This is a genomic window from Mesorhizobium sp. P3_A10, assembly GCF_056403175.1.
Genome location: NZ_JBFUFZ010000001.1, coordinates 1,065,832 through 1,086,091 on the forward strand (window position 1 = coordinate 1,065,832; position 20,260 = coordinate 1,086,091).

Sequence of the window (20,260 nt, forward strand, 5' to 3'; positions counted from 1 at the left end):
CGCTGGAGCATGATACATACTTGCGTGTCGGCAGTCAGGACACAGACGGCATTGTATATGGCGGTCACGATGGTCGTTTCGCCCGACAAGATAGTCAGGATCGTTCCGAATTTCGGCTTTCGGCTCCTGCATTCCGAAGAGGATTTCGCGGCGCGTACCGCAAGGATTGAGTTCGCGACGCGTGACGACCATGGCACATTCCTCCATCATTCGGCACAGTGCTATTTTTGGCATCGCCGCTTGAGTGGGATGAGCATCGACGACGATGTCGGGGGACAGATCATTTTAGACTGACTCGCGCGGGCCAGGCGAGGGAAGCGACGCCACCGATGCGCGACCAAACCATCGCTTGAACAAATGCGAACCCTACTTGCCTGGACAACGGTGGCCGGTCCATTTGGCAACGACTCGGCGAAGTACGGAGTGAGTATTTTTCCAATCCAAGGTAACTTCAACGTTCCGTTGCTGCCACTGACGAGGGACCCTTGCTTCACATTCTTCTGCCGCACCTTCGGTGAGACCGGAGCACAATTTCGTCTTATCGTTCACAATTTTCTGAACCTCAGCATCTACCTGACCAGCTGCCTCGCCGAGATCCACGCCAGCGCTTGCGGCGTGCGTCACGGCTGAAACTAAAGTCGATGGCACTGGCAGTCCCAAAGACCTTAGCTGAGCGATGAACTTGTCCACTTTATCCAGACCGCTGCGCGCCTCCTTCACAGCAGCTGCATTGGTTGCCGGATCGCACGCGGGGCTTTCTGTAGACTGCTTCCTCATTCGCGCGCGACAGGCGTATGTCTTTTGATTTTGCGCGGTGATAGCCTTGTTCTTCTCATCGACGGCTTTTGAGCACTCGAATATCTTGTGGTAGCAAGCCTGCCATTCTTTGCTGGCCAATTTGAATGTGGCATCGCAGTCGCGAGCTGCCTGCCCATTGCGGAAGCAATGTGCTCCGCTGAGGTGATCAGAGGTGGGCGGGCAGGTTTGGTCTCCGGCTTGAGCAACACTAGAGACCAAGGCAGCGAGTGCGGCTGCCATGACAGCGATTGACAGTCGAGGCTTTGGAGACATTGGGCCGCGCCTCCTACATTCGTTCCATCTGATATGGCATTAAGAATATGCTTTTGAGAAGAAGATTTCCTCGCTCGACTCGGCTGTGAAATGTCGGGCCGCATGTGGCCTCGCCCCATATCCCTTCCCGGTGGTGACCTGCTGCCGGTGTTGAGGCGCCTATCTTCCCTTGGTGAGGACGGCTAAAGCCGCTATCGCATCACTCGCGGAGCCTTCATCACACACCTTCAGGTTGGTGGCCCCCAGCGATTCCTTAAAATGATCTGTGAGCCTGTCGGAGCATGATTCATAGTAATATCCGCAATTTGATTCGTATTTAGTTTCGATCCGGTCCTCGGATATGCACTTGTCGCCGCCCTTACAGGTCAATCGAATGACTGTCGGTTTCGGAAGGGAAGCTTCTATTTTAGAAAAATCTGCCGCTAACGTTTGATTTACAATACAAATCGGAAAAGCATATGGTTTTTGGGATACCTGCTTCTTCTGGAATTCTATCTTGAGCTCTGTTTCGCTTCCAGCAACTCTAGCCGTGCGGCTCTCCCTCCATTTCCACGTGCGACCAGCAATTGTGCGATCACCCTCCCGGTTCTGAACGGGACACTTCATTGCCAACTGGAGGAGCTCGATGGCGTCACCTATCTCGTCGGCAACGGCAGGACAGCCGAGAAGAACAGAGGAAGCCAAAATCAGAGAAAAGGAAGCTTTGTTTGGATAGCAAGGCATGGCGAAATCCCCAGCTGTAGCCGTTGAGGATTTCATATTTCTAATGTTGCAACAAGCGGCAGCGCGCCGACTGTGCTAAGCTCAAGCTGCAAAGCCCGGTGCGCAGCGAAGTGAAGAATGGATACCTTTCAGAACCCCTAGAAGGCTGAGTTCGATGGCCCGTACTTCCAATTTTAGTAATTTCTCGTCCATCTCGATCGTCCTCCTTGTGGCTGCCGTTTTCTTTGCAAGTTCCGCTTTAGGCGCCAGTGACTTCAGTGCGGAAAGAGCACGCCTGGATGCTGCTGTTAAAAGCGGGGTTTGCCCTTCTCCACCGACCCTGTATGACCGCGTCGATCCCTCGGAGGTCTGTGGAAATATAGATCGCTGCAATGCATTGAGCGGGACGAATGGAATCGGTCCCTTAAGAGAAAATTGGACAGGCTCGTCCAGAAATAAATGCTATGATGAATGGTGGCAGTGTAGAGAAGATGTTACAAGAGCAAATGAGAGCATAAATTCATACAATACACTCATGCGAAAGTGCATGAGGAGTGCAAACAATAGCCATGACCTTGCTTCTCATCTGGCAAATGCCCGTGAGAAGGATAAAGACTCATCGACCCTAGAGAATGCAAATGACATTGACATTGAAATGGCTCGTGACAGCGCAATGGCAGCAGGAGAACAGCTAAAGAAAGCGATGGCCGACAAGGCCCGTACTGAGGAGCTGGAGGCGAATCGAAAAGCGGGCCAGCTAGTCGACGAGTACGAGCGCTGGAAAGAGCAGCAGCGGCAGGAAGAGCTGAAGCAAGAGGGACAGCAGGGCGAACAGCCACCAGTGTCGCCGAATACTAGCGTGCAAAGTCCTGCGTTTGATTTGACTATCTGCGATCGTGTCGTACATAGCACGAATGGCAACGGTCAACCCGTTGTGCAATGCTTTACTAGGCAGTTTGCGAGTAAGGGATTTGTGACCTCACCAAACGCCATGTGCGACAAGAACACACGAGCGGAGGTAGATGGGGTCGTGTATATTTACTGTGAAATGTGAAATAGATTGATGGAGATCCCAGGCACTCAAACCAATAATCTGGCCCCAACTCAACCAGTATGTGCGAACCACCACCTTTCCGTGAATTGCCCCTGGGGGCAAAAGAATTTTTCCAACCACCCAAGGATCAGATCCGCGCCTTCGTCAAACCGTCGTGGGAGTTAGAAATTGGAAGAACGACGATGGCGGATCGAAAAGTCCTGTTGTCCCTAGCATTGCTGATCTTTGCGTCGCCCGCGAATGCCGGACAAAGCCTCACCGGTCACATCCGCGACGACCCATCATGCCGGCAATTCAACGATGGATGCAGCATTTGCCTCGTTGAGGACGGCAAGGCGCTGTGTTCGACGCCGACCATCGCTTGTACGGTAACTGGCTGGGTGTGCGTTGACGGTGCGGGTGCAGCCAAGCCCGAGGCAGGCGCTCGGACTTCTTTGCCGGAAAAGTTTTAGCTCATCCAAAACGGCCACCACGCCAGCGCCAACACGACGCCAGCGGCCACCGCGAAGGCGAGCCAAGCGCCTTGAGCTGGGCGATGATCTGCTCGCCACCCTCCAAACTGATCTTTTGCAGATCGTGTTTTTGCGGGCCATTTCAACATTCCTTCTCGTGTTTCAGGGCTTCGCCGACCAGCACGCCGACATCGCGCGATCAGCGAATTCCGCGCCGCCGGGTAGGCCCTCTTCGCCGTCGCTTGTCCATTGCTCGCCGCTGCCATCGTCACCAACCCGTTTGACGAAGGCCTGCACCTCGGCGGACCACGCTAGAACGGGCCTGGCGGGAAGTGGGACGCGATAATCGTGAATGCGCCCCCGGTTGATATCTTGATGCACCGCGCACGCCAGCGTCGCGGCAAGGTCTTCCAGCGCCAAGACCGCGCGCGCCTGGTTCATCTCATCGGCGCCGAGGATTTCCATCGCTTCGCGCATCAGGGTTGGCCAATCGGCCACCATGACACCGAGGGCGGCAAGCACTTGGGGATCGTAGCCGTTCCCGCTCTGCGCCCTCCAAAGCGAGGCCTTCCGGATGGCGCGATCTGGCCGACCGCCATGTCCGCCCTGGATGTTGCCGTCCCGTCGCCTCGCCGAGTCGGCAGTTTGCCGGTCGACCATTTTCTTGCCATCGGCCGTCGTCACCGTCGGAATGCGACCCTTGGCAATCGCGCGGCTGACTGTGGACGGCGAGACGCCGATTGTGTGGGCATATTCAGTTGGGGACATCAGCGTCATTTTTCAGCAACTCGCATTTGCACGGATTTGCGGCTCAAAGCCTTGCATACGCAAGAACCCGTCGTGATTGCGTTTGATCATGCACAAGTTTTGCAAGTCTGTGCCTAGAGACACTGTGCGCGTAGCCGATCCGTATCCTATTTGACGGTTTCCCAGGACCCGTTCGACGCTCTGCATCAGCCAGGCCTTCCCATGAGGAATGCATCGAACTTCTCATTGCGCCGAGCGATGACGTCATCCCATGCGTTGCGAGCTTTGGCGCGACGCGCATAGATGTCCTTGGCACTAGGAGTAGGCGGCGCCACTTTGCCGATCTCGGCCTCGATGGCGATCAGCTCTGGCTTTAGTTCGGCGAGCGTCGGCATGCGATCAGGGTTCGTCCGACCGATGAAACGCGGGGCGCCGTCGGCCGCCTCACGTTCTCTTGTGGCTACTGCCCGTGCCTCGGCTATGGCCGCCGGGAAACGCTCGCGAAGGCCAATGACCTTGTCTCTCTGGCTCTCGGGAAGGTCGTTGAAACAGCCGCCAATCATACTGGTCGCGCGGAAGAAGGCGGCGAGATCAGCCTGGCTTTCGAAGTGTGAGGCATCGCCGCGCTCAATTGCGGCACGCCATGCTGGGGAAAAGGTGGCGGTGGGTATCATGTTACGGCTTCCTTCTGATCGATGCGGCCAGGACGGGAGTCAATCATCCTGGCCGCGACGCTGCCACGTTCTCTCTGAACCCGTGACGGCGTCTTTCGTGAATAGGAGTGAGCCGGAACCCAACCGCTGTGAAAGGCTCCGGCTCTTTGCGCAACCGGACTGACAGGAACGGCCGGGCAATAGGTGTGACTGGCGTTGCTCATGTTTCAATCGTCCTCGTCGTCGGCGTCGACGAGCGCCTGGCCGGCCTTCAACTTCCTGGCAGTTTTCGCGAACGTGTCCGACAGCCTCAGCCGTTCGGCGTCGATGATCGCTTCGATGCGCCGGCGCTCACGCGGATCGCGCGTGATGCGATGCGGTAGGCGAGACACCAACGTGATGAAAGAGCCGGCGATCTCGTCCAACGTGGCGGTCGCCTCTTCCATCGTGACGAGCTTGCGGTCTTCGCGGGCGATGCGCTGTTCGATCTCGGTGGCACGCGCATCGCGAACGCGCGACTCTGCTGCCGATTTTGATGCTTGTCGGCCCTCATCCTTAAGCCAGGCGACATAGCCCTGGACGACATCAACCAAGTTCCACCGATCGCGCGCAATAGGCCTAAAGCAGCCCTTCGACGCGAGCTGTTGAACGTATCGCGGTGTCACCTTGATGAGCGCAGCGGCGGTGGCGGTGTTGATCGTATTGGCCTGCTCTTTCGCTGATTGCCTATCCATTCGCGAGGCTCCCCAAACGGAAGCGAAGTGAGAAAATGGAAATCTCAGAAATCCGCGTTGCCTGGGCTTCGCCGCCCCGTATCCGGAGCTGAGCGGAGGTGGGGAACCTTACCTGGGGGTGGGTAAAAGGCCCCCGGTGGACGCGCGCCCGCTTGTCCATCCAGGGGCCAACGCCGACCACCGTCCAGACCGTCGGCGTATTCAATCCGAGCGCATAACTAACACTCGTCATCATCACGGCTCCTCGGCCATGTCGATGGTGGCAGGCTCTTCTTTGGCCTTGGCTGGCGTATCGGCAACAGCGATCAGCTGAACCACCGGTTCCTGATCGGCATCGGGCGGCATTGGCTTCATGGCCGCGAGATCGCTCATCCTGGCAAGGACAAGTCTGGGCATGTCGGTGCTGTTGTGCCTGTGTTCCCAAATCGGTGGGTCGCCAGCGACGAGACCGGGCAGCACGACACTGGCCAGCGGCGAGTAATGGATCGGGTTGGTCCGGGGCAGATATGTGCGGCGAATGAAGCGCCGCTTGACCGCCCGGATTCCGCTGTGAAGGTGGACGACACCATCGGGACGCAGCCGCCCTTCGGCTTCAAGCTCGCTGGCGCGTTTTCCGGCCTCGGCCTGCCTATTGTCGGGCAGGATGTCGTAAGATCCGGCGTGCGTCCAAAGCCCAACTTCCTTTTCGCTGATCGTCTTCTCTTCCGATCCTGGGCGCCGGCGCACCATCACCTCGACAGGCCATAGCGCGGCAGCCCCTGCAGGCAGGCGCTTGTTTGCCTCCTCGACCGCCACGTCCGCCTCTGCCACTGCCCTGATCAGTTCGACAAAGCGGCGGCCTAGGTCCGGATATTCTTTCCGAAGCAACCTGGCGGCAGCGTCTGCCTTCGCTTTGGCATTGTTGTAGATGCCGGCGAGTTCAGCCTCAGTCGCAGCTGCGATAGCCGCCTCCAGGCGTTTCTCGAGTTCCGCTTTTGCGGCATAGGCGCGTTCGATATCCCGGTTTGCCGCGGCGATCTTGATCTCGATCGCTTCGAGCTCCTTGTCGGTTCCGTCGAGCAGCACCCGGCGCCGTTCCGCTTCCAGCTTCTCGGCCGCGGCCTCCAGGCCTTCGATGTCGATCTGATCGAGCGTCTGACGCAGCTGGTCGGCCGTGTTCGTCTGGCCTCCTCGCAACGACTTGACGATTGTTTGAATGTTCATCTGTGTTCGAACTTTCGGGCTGTGGACATACACCGAAGATGCCGAACGAAACACGACAGACGAAGGCCTCAAAACACGACAAACACGACAGACACGACAGTTACTTGATGCCGAGTTTTGCGTGCATTTTTGATATCGAGACGAGCCAGCGCCCGCCGCACTTCCACGCGAAGTTGTCGTCGCGTTGGCACCAGGCGAGGATCCTCACTTTCGAAGTGTCGAACCGCTGTGCCGCTGCGCCCGTCTCAATCCACTCCTTGCCGATAAGGTCTGTCCGCCTCTCTGGCTCGACAGCAGATGTTGGGGGTGAAGGTAAAGCTTGCTGGTCTCCCTGGCCGATGTAACCGTGCAATTCGGCCAGCCTGGCAGCAAGTGCGGCCTCAGCCGCTTTGATCTCCGCCACTAGACTGGCCAAGTGCGGATCCTGTTGGGCTAGCGTCATGCAGCGCCTCCAACGGGCTGCCTGCCATTGCCGGCTGCCAGGCGAGGGAACCCATAGAAGGCAACATGCGTTGCCGTTCCATGGTTGATTACCTCAAATCGGTTATCCAGGAACTCCTGCCGGCGTGGCTCAGCCGAAAGGCCGTCGACGTGGACGTGCGCCCTGCAGAGCAACAACCGCCAATGCGCGACCTTATCGGCCCCGCTCCTCCCGTGCGATATCGTGGCCCGGTTCGGTCGTCCGAACCCTCTAGGCTCCACGAGTCGCAACTGTAGCGCCGTCTCGGGAACCAAAGCGGTCGGCCTGGCTAAAAATTCCGAATTGAGTTTTGGGTCCCCCCGGCCCTCTCCGCAGAGCCCCGACGACAATGACGAGGTTACCTGGCCAGCAAACTTAAGGCGAAAGGGCGTCCAAGAAGGCATGGAGTAAGCCATTTGTGTGTGGCTGACAGCCATTTGGCGGTATCGCGAAAACAAAGTCTCTGAGAGACGGTTAGCCGGAACATCACCGCGCATCGAGGAGCCGTCGTCGCCGTGCAGTTCGCACAATTGGTCATTGGAGACGAGAAACGCGCCGAACTTCACCGAGCCGAAAGGCTTGTGAGGATTCACAATCTCATCGTGCAGCGTTTCAACCGAATAGGTCACTCGGCAGATCTGGTCGAGAAGGCGGCCGCTGATCTCGTCGAGGCAGCGAGTCAGCCCGCTGACATGGCCGAGCCGTCTGGGTGGACGCTTGGGTTGTGAAGCGAGCCGGGCTGTCATGTGCCCCTCGTCGCAGTGGCGTACGCGCTGGCCCGCAGCTCAACGTCTTCGGTTGGGAGCGCGCCTGTCTTGCGCAGATGTTCCTCGGCTTCTGCCATAGACATCGTCAGCACGTTGGGTTCTCTCGCGCGCGCAGGCTCTAACCTTTCTTCCTTTTCATCCGGAGCAATCTTGTCTGATGCTGATGATGATGCTGATGCTGATGGCCATTGGCAAAACGATGCGCCTGCTATCGTATCCGATGCGCTTGCCATGCTTCTGCCATTGGCATCCGCATTGCGCTTGCCATCGATGCGCCACCTTGCTTCCGCTCCTCTATGTCCTGCAGCCACCTTCTTTTCGCGCTTGACGGTAGCCTCCGACCGCTCTGCATCGAGACGTTGAAGCACTTCCGACATCAATGGGCCGATCGCCTGGGCGACGCCCTCCCACCTCTCTGGATCGATCCCGCTGATGCGCATAAGGCGAGCATCATCCGAAGGCATCGAGCCGTGCTGCCAGTAGTGCCGGCGCAAGCGCTCATAGGCACCGAACTCCTCGGCCGTGAGATGCGCGGTCAAGGCGGTCTCCGTGCCGATGTAGGTTTTCATCCAAGCCAGATCGGTCATGATGCCGCCTTCTCGATCGCCTTGACGATCTGACAGGCGGTGGGACGATCGAGTTGGAAGCGCTCGGCGAGGACTAGGTCGGGCGCGCGCTTGTCGGCGGCGTAGGCTAGGAACCGCCGGCAGCGGTCGATGAGGTCGGGAGTAATCTCGGCCATCAGTGTGCCCTCGCCATCGCAAGGTTGTGGCGCCTGACTGCTTCGCAAGCCTCCTTTGGGCTGAGGCCGATCTCACGAAGGGCGGGGATCGCCGGGCCTCTCATATGGCGCGGCACTTCGGCCAGGAAGCGCTCGCCGCGCTCAATGGTCGAGGGTTCGGAAGTGTGATCATCAGTTTCGGGAACGCTCGTCATTTATGCGGCCTCCCCACTGCGGAAAAACGCGTGCAATGCGACGCGATCCGCGACCCATCTGTCGCCAATCTTGCGCGCTGGCAGCTTGCCAGTTTCGAGCATGTAGAAGCACTGGCGCTGTGAAAGGCCTAGCTCGGCTGCGATGGATGCCGCGCCCCAGATGAGCGAGAGGCCGGCGGTTTCGGTGGGTTCGTTGCTCTTCATCGGCGTTCCTTTAGTTTGATCAGAAAACATTTTAGGGGTTAGATAGGCCAAAAAAATTTCAGACGACGTCTTTCAGGATTTTCGTGAGGTAGATCACTTCGGCAACGCCATCGTTTCCGTGCCCAAGTGAGCCGAAGACATCTGAGAACAAGTTGCCCTTTGCCGGGTCGACCGTCTTCACGATGTAGTGGAACTCCAACAAAAGGCCCCAGGACACGACCAGCCATGCCGGCTCGCCCTCACGGATGATATCGAGCAGGTGGCCAGCCATACCTCCTTCGACCAGATTTTTGCGCAGATTGGTGGCAACGCGCTGGATAGCCCCAACCGTCATTTTGCGGCGGGCGAAAGTGGCAACGACGCAAGCGATGATTGCCTCGCTTTGCGAAAACCGGCGCGGCGTCCCTGTGCCGGCTCGATCAGTGTCAGGCTCGGGATGAATAATGTTTTTCTCGGCCAATGCCTGAACCCAACGGGGCTTCATGCCGGTGATCCGGACGAGGTCAGCTGAGGTGAATTCGAGTCCAGGCATGGGTTAACCCGCAAAATGTTTTACGTTCTTGACACAGGGTACTTATGGCTGTCAAGTAGCGGCAACCAATAGCAGGGGGATTTCGATTATGTCGATCCGCAAGCGCATATGGACCAACGGCAAGGGCGAGGAAAAAACGGCTTGGGTTGTCGACTATGCCGACGGCAAAGGCGTTCGCCGCCTGAAAACCTTCGCCAAGAAGAAAGATGCCGACAGCTTCGCCGCGACAGCCAAAGTGGAGGTCCGCGAAGGCTCCCACGTCGCAGACAGCGCAAGCGTCACCGTAAAGGCTGCGGGCGCATTCTGGATTGCCACGGGCGAACAGGACGGGCTCGAACGTTCCTCGATCGACCAGCGCAAGCGCCATCTGTCCCTTCACATCGAGCCCTTCATCGGCGCCACCCTATTGTCGCAACTCACCGTCCCGGCGGTGCGGGAGTTCGCCGACAACATGAGGGAAAGCGGCCGGTCACAGGCGATGGTGAGAAAGCTTCTAGGGTCTCTTGGCTCCCTCCTGTCGGATGCTCAGGAGCGCGGCTTGGCCGCTCGGAATCCGGTCAAGGATCTCCGCGGCGCGCGACGTCGAGGCAAGGAACGCCAGGCCGACAAGCGCCAGAAGGGTAAGCTCAAGGTCGGGGTCGACGTTCCGACCCGTGAGGAGATCAAGGCCGTTGTCGGCGCGTCGGCTGGCCGCTGGCGCCCTCTTTTGATCACCGCGATTTTCACCGGCATGCGATCGTCAGAGCTGCGCGGCCTTCGCTGGCAGGATGTCGATTTCGAGCGTGCGCAGATCAGCGTGCACCAGCGCGCCGATGACTATGGCGAGATCGGTCGGCCGAAGTCCGAAGCGGGAGAAAGGACGATTCCGGTTCCGCCGATGGTCATCAATGCCCTGAGAGAGTGGAAGCTGGCCTGCCCTCGCCGACCGACTGGCAACATCGATGCCGCTGGCAATCCAGTGAAGGAACTGCACTACGTTTTCCCGACGGGAAGCGGCAACATCGAAAGCCGCTCGAACATGACCAAGCGCGGTTTCCTGCCGACCCAGGTGACGGCCGGCGTGACAGTGCCGAGTGACGAGCGAGACGACGCTGGCGAGGTCGTCATGGTGGGCAAGTATGGCGGCATGCACGCCCTCCGCCATTTCTATGCCTCGTGGTCGATCAATCGGCCGCAGGATGGTGGGCTCGGGCTTCCGCCAAAGGTCATCCAGGAACGGCTCGGGCATAGCTCGATCATGATGACGATGGACGTCTACGGGCACCTGTTCCCGCGCGGTGATGATGCCGATGAAATGGCAGCGGCAGAGCGGTCGCTTTTGGGTTGAGCGCGACATAAACGCGACAAAGAGGCAAATTCTGCAACAAAATCAGCAATCGCACCAAGCATCATAATCCTGGGGTCGGGGGTTCAAGTCCCTCTCCCGCTACCACCCTCAAAATCCAAACAATTCTCTGCTCCGCTGGCAGGCGCTCTAAAGCCTAGCGTTTGCAGGGTGTGTGGCCAAAAGCTGGGGAGTGCGGCAGCGCCCCGAGCGCAAACTGCTCTCTGGATGCCGATCATTCTCCGAAGCTGGGGAGTAGTCCCAAAAATCCCCAGGTTTTGACAACAGCAATATCAATGCCTTAGCGTCGACTTGATGCGGGCGGTTTTGCGGTTCGCTCGCCTATCCAATGACGACCACAACTATGCGGTTGCTCGCTAGGTCCGGCTTGCGCAACTGCGGACATCGCCAAGCCACTACTCGGACGTCGCGTTTCGGGCCGAGAGCGGACCGGCAGCTTCAGGCCTCGGATAGTCAGAAGCGTCCGCAGCGACGGCGCGCCTTCGAGATGGCCTGGCGAATTCCCACCAGTTGCCGCGGATCGAACGCCTCGCAGACGCCACAGTGAACCAATGCTTCGCATAAGGTCGGCACATCAGAATTTTGATCCATAGACGGGCTCCAGCCGGCAACGTTGCGGTTCGGCTCGGATCGCGCCTTGCGATGCTGCAAGCACGAGCGGTACAGGATACAACTACCTTGCTTCCCCTGGATGGCTCAAATGTCCTCCATCGATTCTCTCGCCGCGAGATTATTGTCGGCGACATTGATGTTCGATCGTGCGTCGTTGCTGGCGCTCGAGGCTTTGGCTGCCGAATCCGACCGTCGGGTCCTGAGGCGCGGTGAGGTCCTGGTTCGCGAAGGCGATCCATCGGACAGGTTCTTCGTCGTGCTGTCCGGTCGCTTTACGGTACACAAAGGAGATCGGATTGGCTCGGTCGCCGAGATCGCACAGGGCGAACTAGTCGGCGAAATTGGTTTCTTTGCAGGGCTGCCCCGTACGGCCACTGTCCTTGCAGCGCGCGATTCGATCGTCCTTGAAATCAGTCGTAATCATTTCGAGAAGGCGGCCGAGGCTCTGCCGAACCTGAGAGAGGCGGTCACAATATCTCTGGCGCGCCGGTTCGCCACGCAATCTCCGATTTTGTCACGTCTCCAGAAACCTGCCAAAATCCGAACGCTTGCCATCATTGCAGCCGGCGGAAGTCGCATCTCACCGGTTTTCATCGGGCACCTACAGCAAGAGTTCGGCGCGGTCACGCGCGCTCAGTTCGTTTCCCGGCTTGACGTCCACGCGAAGTTCGCAGGTCGTCCGATCGACGACCAGCTGGTCCTTAACTGGTTGAACGAACTGGAGGCGCAAGCTGAATTCGTTGTCTACGTCGCCGATGAAGAACCTAATGAATGGACACGAGTCTGCATTCGCCAGGCCGATACCGTCCTGCTGCTAGCGAACGCGTCCTCCTCGCCTCGCTTGAACAGGTCCGAGGAATTGGCGCTATCGGTCCATCCACCATCGACCGGTCGGCTTGTCCTAATTCACGACAATCGCTCGGCTACGGTCTCCGGCACCGCTGCGTGGCTCGATGAGCGCCCCCATGTCGGCCAGCATCATCATGTTGCGCTGGAGGACGCGTCTGATATCCAGCGCCTGGTCCGATTTATTTCCTGCAAGGCACGTGGCTTCGTGGCGGCGGGGGGTGGGTCCCTGGGCAGCGCCCATTTGGGCGTCTACAAGGCCTTCGTCGAGGCGGGCGGGCGCTTCGACTATCTCGGCGGGACGAGTTCCGGAGCGGCGATGATGGCCGGCTTCGCAAGAGGGTTGGACGCGGAGCAGATCGACCGCGGCACTCACAACGTATTTGTCAAGAGTCGGGCGTTTCGGCGCCCCACCTTGCCGCGTTTCGCGCTTCTAGACCACAAAGCCTTCGATCGAGCCCTTCGGGAGGAATACGGCGACGTTCTGATCGAAGATCTTTGGCTTCCGTTCTTTGCGCTTTCGAGCAATCTGAGCAGCCGTCAGCCCCATGTCCACCGTCGTGGAAAACTCTGGCACGCCGTTCGGGCATCCGGCTCGCTCCCGGGTGTTCTGCCGCCGTTCTTTACCGCAGACGGCGATATGCTGGTGGACGGCGCCATCATGAACAATTTGCCGCTGGAACAGATGAGGGAACTCAAGACCGGCCCCAATGTCATCGTGAGCTTTGGGTCCAGTGGACCGCAAAAATACCACATCGACTATGACCGCATCCCCGGAAGATTGGAACTGGCGGTCGCCCTGCTGAACCCTTTCGGCCGTGCCCGCCTGCCGCAGGTTCCGAGCATGCTTCAGGTTATTGCCGCGAGCATACTGGCACACGGGCCGCAGGACATTGCCGTCGGCGACGAGGATGTCTTGGTCTGTCCGCAGGTTTCGAGCACCTTCATGGATTGGAGTCGGCACTCCGAGTTGTTTTCGGACGCCTACGACCGCACGGCGCAATGGATCGAGGAACGTCTCCGCGAGAACGACTCAGGGCTCCGGGCGGTGCTCGGTAACGCACATACTTAGCGCGTCACAGTCCCACTATGCTCAAGCGGTTCACGGAGGGTATCGGCTGACCTCTGTACCCCTCGCGCTAGGCATTCGGAAGCAGCACACGTTTACTCCTCCCGGAACGCCCTCTGGATCTGATCCGCCAGGGGCTTCACGAGATAGGAAAGCATTGTGCGACTGCTGGTCGAAAAGAACACCTCGACCGGCATTCCAGGCGTCAGGGACAATCCTTTGAGCCTGGCGAGTTCCTCGCGCGGTAAAACGACGTGCACGGTATAGAAGCTGGCACCACTTCGCTCATCAATGCTGAGATCGGCGGAAATCTTGCTGACGGTTCCGTTGAGTTCCGGCGTCGTTCGCTGGTTGAAAGCCGACAGCCGCAACGTTGCGCCCTGCCCTGGCCTCAGTTGATCGATGTCCTGGGGAGCCACGCGTGCCTCGACGGTCAGTTCGTCCGCCACCGGCACAATGAGCATGATCAGCTCTCCCGGAGAGACAACACCGCCGACCGTGTGCACGGCAAGCTGAAGAACCACGCCGGTTTGCGGGCTGCGTATGTCGATGCGCTTGAGCTGGTCCTCGGCCGACACCTTGCGTTCGACCAGCTCGGAGATCTTTGCCTGGACATCGCGCAGCTCGGTCGCGACCTCGCTGCGCAGATCCTGGTCGACCTGAATGATCTGCAGGCGGATTTCTGACGTGTGGCCCTTCGACTGCGCGATCGACGCGGTCAGCTGCCCGTGCTCGCCTTCCAGCCGCACGGCATCGCGTTCGAGCGCGGTTATACGTTCGATCGAGACCAGCTTGCTTTGCCAAAGTTTGCGCATGCCCTCGAGCTCGATTTCGATCAGCTTGATTTCCTGGCTTTTGGCGTCTCTTTGCTCGGTCAGGCCGGAGACCTCCTCGACAAGCTGAGCGATACGCTCCGCCAGCTGAGCCTTCTGGCCAGCGCGCGCCTGCTTGCGAAACTCGAACAGGGATCGCTCGCCGGCCATCGCGCGGCTGGTCTCGGGTTCCGCTTGCCGCGACATGAGTGACGCTGGAAAGGCGATGACGTCGGCGCCGTCGCGCTCGGCTTCAAGGCGCGCCAGGCGGGCATCGAATTCATCGAGGCTCTTGGTGACAATGGCCAGATTGGCGCGGGTGATCGTTTCATCGAGACGGATCAGGACTTGCCCTGCCTGCACGGCGTCGCCTTCGCGGACCAAGATCTGACCGACCACGCCGCCGGTCGGATGCTGCACCTTCTTGACGCTGGAATCGACGACCAGCTTGCCGGAGGAGATGACGGCTCCGGAAAGCTCGGTGACCGCCGCAAGGCTTCCCGCGCCGCCAACAAGCAGGACGCAGGCGGCGACACCGCCCATGAGATAGCGCCGAATGGTCCGGTCAATCGCGGATGCAGCGCGTTCCGCCATCAGGATGTAGCCCCTTCGGGGGCGGAGACGACCTTCAGCGGGACGCCTGCCGGGCGGGCAACCTTGTTCAACACATCATTCTTGGGACCAAAGGCCTGGACGCGGCCACCGGCCATGACGAGCACCTGATCCAGGCTTGCCAGCGCGCTTGGCCGATGCGCCACAACGATGGCGATGCCACCTCTTTCACGCACGCCCTGGATTGCCGCCGTCAGCGCGGCTTCGCCTTCGGAATCGAGATTGGAATTGGGCTCATCCAGAATGACCAGGAACGGATCGCCGTAGAGAGCCCTGGCCAGCGCCACCCTTTGCCTCTGTCCAGCCGAGAGTGCCGACCCGGCCTCGCCGATCCGCGTCTCGTAACCTTCCGCCAGATGGACCACGAGATCGTGCACACCGGCGGCGCGCGCCGCCGCCAATATTTTGTCCGAGGGCGCCAGGGGTTCGAAGCGCGATATGTTTTCGGCTATGGTGCCGTCGAACAGCTGGACGTCCTGCGGCAGGTAGCCGACATGCTTGCCAAGCTGTTCGGGCGACCACTGGTCGAGCGTCGCGCCGTCCAGCCTGACGGTTCCGCGCACCGGCAGCCAGATACCGGCGATCGCGCGGACAAGCGAGGATTTTCCCGAAGCGCTCGGCCCGATGATGCCAAGGCCAGCACCCTTCTCCAGCGCGAAGCCCGCATCCTGGACAACCACGCGGCGCTCGCCCGGCGGCGTGACGCTGATGCCTTCGACCGAAAGCGCCGATATCGGCGCCGGCAGCGCGACACTTGTTGCAGTTTCGGGAAGCAGCGCCAAAAGCTGCGTCAGCCGAGCCCAGGCCTGGCGGGCAGTGACGAAACCCTTCCAGTGGGCGATGGCCAGTTCGATTGGAGCGAGCGCCCGGCCCATCATGATCGAACTGGCGATCATGATACCGCCCGTCGCCTCCTGATGAATGACGAGATAGGCGCCGATCGCCAGCACACCCGACTGCAGCATCATCCGCAGGATCTTCGAGATCGTTCCGAGCGTACCCGCCAGGTCGCTCGCTTTCGCATTCGTGTCGAGATAGTCGGCGTTGATACCCGACCAGCGCTCGGCGATGCGCGAGCCAAAGCCCATGGCCTGCAGAACCTCGACGTTGCGCCGGGTGGCCTCGGCAAGCGTGTTGCGTGCCGCGGCCTGGCTGTTTGCCCTTTTTGCCGGCTCTCGTGTGCGCATTTCGGCAAGCAATGTCAGGCCAAAGAGAATGACGGCGCCGGCGAGCGCAGCCATGCCAATCCAGAAATGGAACAGGAAGCAAATACCCAGATACAGCGGCATCCACGGCAGATCGAAAAGCGCGGTCGGACCGGCGCTCGACAGAAACGAGCGCACCTGGTCGAGATCCCGCAACGACTGCAGGCCATCGCCGGCGAGCGTGGTGCGCAATGGCAGGCGCATCAGCGCGGCATAGACTTGCCCGCTCAGCTGCGCGTCGAGCGCCATGCCGATGCGCACCAGCAGCCGTGACCGGATGAGCTCGAGAACGCCCTGGAAGATGAAAAGCGTGGCGGCAAACACGGCAAGGCCGACGAGCGTCGGCACGCTGCGGCCGGGTATGACGCGATCATAGACCTGCAGCATGAAGAACGAGCCGGTCAGCGCCAGGATGTTGACGACGCCGCTCATCAACGCGATGCCGGCGAACGCGCGTCGAAAAGAAGCCAAAACCACTGCCAGGGTTGTTCGCGGCGGCTCGGATGGATGGAGTTGCGTTGTCGCCTTCACATCAGTTCCAGTTCAGTCTCAGGCGGCAGTGCAATAAACGGAAATTGCCGAGGCTTGATGACGAACGCGTCCGTACCGACCTCACCCTCAGCTGTTGCGCTTAGATAAACCAATCGCCCAGCGCATAAGCATGAACATAGTCGACGTGCATTTCCGCGGGCGTTGCGAGCCCGTCGGCGGGCGCTCCCGCGATGCCGCCAACCGCCAGGTCGACCAGCATGTACATCGGCTCGTGCATGTCGGCGGGCGTCGCGGCGCGGGCGACTTCGACGTCGTCGAAATACCAGACCAGTTCGTCTTGCGTCCACAGCACCCCGTATGTGTGGAAGCCTGCGGTATCCGAGACAAAGGGCGTCGCGCCCACGGTTGTATGCGTTCCCGTCTCGTTCGTGTGGCCAGTCAGGAGGAGCTTGTTCGGGTCTTGGCCGGTCATCTCGATTGCATCCAGTTCCGGCGGCCAGGAACCGTCCGCCGGCAGCAGCCAGAAGGCCGGCCACGCGCCTTGTTTTTCCGGCATGTCGGCACGGATTTCGAAATAGCCATGGGTCTGCGCGAAGGTATCGTGGGTCGTCAGAAGGCCTGAAGTATACTTGTAGTCGTTGATCAAGGGCTGGATCGCATCCGCGGCCCGGGCGGCGGTAATGGTGAGAACGCCGTTCTCGACGCTGAACGGGTGGACGGAACTGGTCGGCGCGTAGTTGGCATCGATATACCATTGAAGCTCGCCATTGTCGGTGAGCGAACTGCCGTTCGCACCGCCCCACCAGAAGTTCGTATCCCAGGTGCCGCTCGAGCCGTTCCTCAGGCTCAGCGTGTTGAACTCGTCGGAGAAGGTGAGTTCCAGATGCGACCTGTCCAGCGCCAGATCGAACTGGCCTTCGGTGAACTGGCCGACCGTCTTGTTGGCGAAGACCAGAAACTCGGTGCTGGAAAGATTGAGCCGCACATTCGCGCCCGACTGGACCATATTGGCCTGCACCTGCTCGAAGGAGGTGAAGCCGTAGCTGCCTACGCGCACGGTGTCGTCGGCGCCAAAGTCCAGGATCAGGTCGCTGCCGTTGCCCCGGGTAACGACGAAGATATCCGCCCCGGATCCGCCTTTCAGAACGTCATCGCCCTGCAAGCCGTCGAGCGTTTGCTGGCCGGCGCCGCCGGTAATGATGTTGTTTAGCGCGTTTCCGAAAGCATAGTGTTTGTCGCCGGTGACGGTCAGGTTCTCGAAATTCGCCGGCAGTCTGTAGTTCATCCAGGTCGAGATGGTGTCGACACCCTCATTGGCCAGCTCGACCGGCTTGTTCTTCGTGGAATACAGATAGTAAATGTCGTCGCCCTTGCCGCCATACATCGTGACGCTGACGCTGGCGTCGCCGTAGATGGTGTCGTTGTATATGCTGCCGAAGAGTGACGGGCCGGAATTCGTCGCCGAGTACCACTTTGTTGAGGACCCGCTATAGGGGAGTGGAACGCCTTTGGCGTTCAGGACGGTGGCCATTCTGGTCTCCTCGTCTCGCTCGATGCCGGCCCTAGCATCTACGGTAGGGACGAGAAGCCAAACCTCTTATTTGGTCGTCGACTTGGGTTCGACTTGTGAGAGTTACCAAGAACTTAACACGCAGGCGGTCCGAGCCGCCTCATTGCCTCGAATGCATAAGGATTGGGCAGCCAGCACTTTTTTGGTCACGAGTCGTCGCAATCTGCGGGCAAAGGATTGGGGAAACTGCCTGGTCGAACCGCGATACCTGCTATCCGGGTTCGAGCGCGTCGCCTTGGGCTTTGGATGGGGCGGCATCCAAAACGCAATTCACGAGAAGCAGGCAAGCCCTCAGGCCATTCTCTATGGCCTCGCTGTTCCTTCGACGCACCCAATCAAGCCACAGCCCGTCCATCGTCGCAGTAATGCTGTCTACGAGAAATGGGACTGATCCACGGCCCTTCGTTCGTTCATCCGCTATCTGATTGAGTATCCCAGAAAGTTCATCTCGGAAATGCTGGTAAAGGGAAATCTCGGTCCTCAAAATATCGTCAGAGGCCAAAGCGGCAGACCAGAGGTCGATCCGGACGCGCAAGAAGTCCCTTTTGAGGAAATTGGGGGTCAGGAACGTTCCCAGGAAAAGCTTAAGCTGCTCATTCGGGGAACTAGATCCTCTGGCGCGTTGATCGCGGACCGCTTCTATCAAGAGATTTGACGTATACCGGTAGGTCTCAACAAGAACCTCATTCATGTCCTTGAAATTGTAGGTTATGTGACCCAACGAAATATTGGGGTGCTCGGCAATTTTTCGAGCGGTTAATTTGGCGTAGCCGACCTCCTTGATGCACTGGAAAGCCGCCTCGACAATCTCGGCTCTCCGCTCCTCGGAGGTTAGATATGTTCGTGCGGATTTCCGCATTGCCGCCACCATCTTTCGACGCTCACCGAGAGAATCGGCTTTCGATTCCAAATACGGATAATAGCGCGGCTCGCCACGCCTTGCAGTCCCTTGACAAAGGATATAGTACGCTTGTACAACATTGGTACATATGTACCAATAGCCATCAGGGAACCAATGCCCTTCACCGCGTCAAATGGGATCGTAAAGGGCCATGTCGAGCCCGGATTCGAAGCCGTTGCGGAGGAGTTTGAGAGGAATTTCACCGAGCGAGGCGACGTAGGCGCCGCATTCGCTGCGGTACATTCGGGCCGAACCGTTGTCGACATCTGGGCTGGCAACGCGGCGCCAGGCCGACCATGGCAGCGGGACACCCTGCAAGTCGTCTTCTCCGGCACCAAGGGCCTATTGGCAGGATGCATGTTAATTCTGATCGAGCGTGGCCTGGTGGATCCAGATGCGCCCGTGGCGAAATATTGGCCTGGGTTCGCCCAAGGCGGAAAAGGACGCATTCTCGTCCGTCATATTGTTTCGCATCGTAGTGGGATACCGGGTGTTTTGGTTCCGTTGGCGGCAGATGACGTGCCGGACTACGAGAAAATAGAGGGGCTTCTTGCAAGACAGCCCATCGCGAACGATCCCGATGCCTTCGCTTGCTATAACGGACTGACCATAGGATGGCTGTGTGGGGCCATTATCCGTCGCGTGGATGGCCGGACGCTCGGACAGTTCTTTGCTGATGAGATTGCTCGGCCGTTGAATCTGGAGGCATGGATCGGTCTGCCGGAAGACCTCGAACCGCGCGTGGGAGAGATCGAGGTTGAGAACGCGACAGACTGGGTCGACGCGGATCCGGAAAGTCCTATAAATCGATCGATCTGGGGAAATCCTCCCCTGCTCACCAGCCATGCCAATTCGTGGAACACGAGGGCTTTTCACGCCGGTCAAATTGGCGGAGCTGGGTGTATCGCGGCGGCTCGTTCCATGGCTCGCTACTACGGCTGTCTCAGCCAGGGGGGCGAGATTGATGGCGTACGCATCCTGAAGCCCGAGACACTGGATCAAGGTCTGATTGAACGTTCGCGCTTCACAGATCCCTACTTTTTAGAGCCGATGGCCTTTGCCACGGTCTTTGCGCTTCAGACACAAAAGATGCGTTTCGGTCCAGCCCACGATGCCTTCGGGCACTCGGGAGCTGGCGGCTCCATCCATGCCGCCTGGCCTTCACGAAAAACAGGGCTGTCCTACACGATGAACCAGATGAGGAACGATCCGGATGATCGTCGCTCGCGCTTCGTGCTGGAGAAGCTCTTCCAAGCAGTAGATCCGCAATAAGCAATGATG

21 protein-coding genes are annotated in these 20,260 nt (G+C 59.2%); 5 read left to right on the top strand and 16 right to left on the bottom strand.

The annotated features are described in order from the left end of the window. Positions 1–57 precede the first annotated feature (57 nt). Positions 58–294, top strand: coding sequence for a hypothetical protein (locus AC1DXU_RS05180; protein WP_477365144.1), 237 nt, complete (start codon positions 58–60; stop codon positions 292–294). Positions 295–366: 72 nt separating this feature from the next. Here the strand turns inward: AC1DXU_RS05180 and AC1DXU_RS05185 are convergent, their stop codons facing one another. Both AC1DXU_RS05185 and AC1DXU_RS05190 read right to left on the bottom strand, forming a co-directional pair. Further along, the gene (locus AC1DXU_RS05185) at positions 367–897 is read right to left on the bottom strand and encodes a hypothetical protein (protein WP_477365147.1); all 531 of its coding nucleotides are present in this window, start codon (positions 895–897) and stop codon (positions 367–369) included. 333 nt (positions 898–1,230) lie between these two features. Further along, positions 1,231–1,794, bottom strand: coding sequence for a hypothetical protein (locus AC1DXU_RS05190; protein ID WP_477365150.1), 564 nt, complete (start codon positions 1,792–1,794; stop codon positions 1,231–1,233). A gap of 154 nt (positions 1,795–1,948) precedes the next feature. On the opposite strand from AC1DXU_RS05190, the gene AC1DXU_RS05195 reads away from it, so the two are divergent. Beyond that, positions 1,949–2,827 (top strand): hypothetical protein, encoded by an 879-nt coding sequence (locus AC1DXU_RS05195; RefSeq protein WP_477365153.1) that lies wholly within the window; start codon positions 1,949–1,951, stop codon positions 2,825–2,827. Positions 2,828–3,441: 614 nt separating this feature from the next. Here AC1DXU_RS05195 and AC1DXU_RS05200 read toward each other — a convergent pair. From AC1DXU_RS05200 to AC1DXU_RS05245, 10 genes are all read right to left on the bottom strand, one after another. Then, positions 3,442–4,056, bottom strand: coding sequence for a hypothetical protein (locus tag AC1DXU_RS05200; RefSeq protein ID WP_477365156.1), 615 nt, complete (start codon positions 4,054–4,056; stop codon positions 3,442–3,444). A gap of 176 nt (positions 4,057–4,232) precedes the next feature. Beyond that, the gene (locus tag AC1DXU_RS05205) at positions 4,233–4,700 is read right to left on the bottom strand and encodes a hypothetical protein (protein WP_477365159.1); all 468 of its coding nucleotides are present in this window, start codon (positions 4,698–4,700) and stop codon (positions 4,233–4,235) included. A gap of 206 nt (positions 4,701–4,906) precedes the next feature. Beyond that, a complete protein-coding gene (locus AC1DXU_RS05210; RefSeq protein WP_477365162.1) occupies positions 4,907–5,413 on the bottom strand; it encodes a hypothetical protein in 507 nt (168 codons plus the stop codon). Positions 5,414–5,647: 234 nt separating this feature from the next. Next, positions 5,648–6,616, bottom strand: coding sequence for a hypothetical protein (locus tag AC1DXU_RS05215; RefSeq protein ID WP_477365165.1), 969 nt, complete (start codon positions 6,614–6,616; stop codon positions 5,648–5,650). Between the two features lie 100 nt (positions 6,617–6,716). Further along, entirely contained in the window at positions 6,717–7,058 is a 342-nt protein-coding gene (locus AC1DXU_RS05220) for a hypothetical protein (RefSeq protein ID WP_477365168.1), read from the bottom strand. Then, positions 7,055–7,822 (bottom strand): hypothetical protein, encoded by a 768-nt coding sequence (locus AC1DXU_RS05225; protein ID WP_477365170.1) that lies wholly within the window; start codon positions 7,820–7,822, stop codon positions 7,055–7,057. Before AC1DXU_RS05225 ends, AC1DXU_RS05220 begins: the two co-directional genes overlap by 4 nt. Next, complete coding sequence (locus AC1DXU_RS05230) at positions 7,819–8,430, bottom strand: DUF1376 domain-containing protein (protein ID WP_477365173.1); 612 nt, start codon at positions 8,428–8,430, stop codon at positions 7,819–7,821. The genes AC1DXU_RS05225 and AC1DXU_RS05230 overlap by 4 nt, the downstream gene beginning before the upstream one ends. Then, entirely contained in the window at positions 8,427–8,585 is a 159-nt protein-coding gene (locus AC1DXU_RS05235; protein WP_477365176.1) for a hypothetical protein, read from the bottom strand. The genes AC1DXU_RS05230 and AC1DXU_RS05235 overlap by 4 nt, the downstream gene beginning before the upstream one ends. A gap of 194 nt (positions 8,586–8,779) precedes the next feature. Then, positions 8,780–8,983, bottom strand: coding sequence for a DNA-binding protein (locus tag AC1DXU_RS05240; RefSeq protein ID WP_477365179.1), 204 nt, complete (start codon positions 8,981–8,983; stop codon positions 8,780–8,782). Between the two features lie 58 nt (positions 8,984–9,041). After that, positions 9,042–9,515: a MerR family transcriptional regulator gene (locus tag AC1DXU_RS05245; RefSeq protein WP_477365182.1), complete on the bottom strand. Its 474-nt coding sequence runs from the start codon at positions 9,513–9,515 to the stop codon at positions 9,042–9,044. Positions 9,516–9,603: 88 nt separating this feature from the next. Here AC1DXU_RS05245 and AC1DXU_RS05250 point away from each other — a divergent pair, with 88 nt between their 5' ends. Together AC1DXU_RS05250 and AC1DXU_RS05255 are read left to right on the top strand one after the other, a co-directional pair. Beyond that, on the top strand, positions 9,604–10,842 hold the full coding sequence (locus tag AC1DXU_RS05250; protein WP_477365185.1) for a tyrosine-type recombinase/integrase: 1,239 nt from the start codon (positions 9,604–9,606) through the stop codon (positions 10,840–10,842). Between the two features lie 718 nt (positions 10,843–11,560). After that, complete coding sequence (locus tag AC1DXU_RS05255) at positions 11,561–13,390, top strand: patatin-like phospholipase family protein (RefSeq protein ID WP_477365188.1); 1,830 nt, start codon at positions 11,561–11,563, stop codon at positions 13,388–13,390. A 92-nt stretch (positions 13,391–13,482) separates the two neighbouring features. On the opposite strand, the gene AC1DXU_RS05260 is transcribed toward AC1DXU_RS05255, so the two are convergent. The 4 genes from AC1DXU_RS05260 to AC1DXU_RS05275 form a co-directional block, all read right to left on the bottom strand. After that, positions 13,483–14,793 carry an HlyD family type I secretion periplasmic adaptor subunit gene (locus AC1DXU_RS05260; RefSeq protein WP_477365191.1) on the bottom strand — a complete coding sequence of 437 codons (1,311 nt, stop codon included), beginning with the start codon at positions 14,791–14,793 and terminating at the stop codon, positions 13,483–13,485. Next, positions 14,793–16,547, bottom strand: coding sequence for a type I secretion system permease/ATPase (locus AC1DXU_RS05265; protein ID WP_477365194.1), 1,755 nt, complete (start codon positions 16,545–16,547; stop codon positions 14,793–14,795). The genes AC1DXU_RS05260 and AC1DXU_RS05265 overlap by 1 nt, the downstream gene beginning before the upstream one ends. A gap of 100 nt (positions 16,548–16,647) precedes the next feature. After that, the gene (gene eglC, locus AC1DXU_RS05270) at positions 16,648–18,039 is read right to left on the bottom strand and encodes an endo-1,3-1,4-beta-glycanase EglC (RefSeq protein WP_477365197.1); all 1,392 of its coding nucleotides are present in this window, start codon (positions 18,037–18,039) and stop codon (positions 16,648–16,650) included. A gap of 250 nt (positions 18,040–18,289) precedes the next feature. Further along, complete coding sequence (locus tag AC1DXU_RS05275) at positions 18,290–18,937, bottom strand: TetR/AcrR family transcriptional regulator (RefSeq protein WP_477365200.1); 648 nt, start codon at positions 18,935–18,937, stop codon at positions 18,290–18,292. 156 nt (positions 18,938–19,093) lie between these two features. On the opposite strand from AC1DXU_RS05275, the gene AC1DXU_RS05280 reads away from it, so the two are divergent. Continuing rightward, positions 19,094–20,251, top strand: coding sequence for a serine hydrolase domain-containing protein (locus AC1DXU_RS05280; RefSeq protein ID WP_477365203.1), 1,158 nt, complete (start codon positions 19,094–19,096; stop codon positions 20,249–20,251). Positions 20,252–20,260 lie beyond the last annotated feature (9 nt).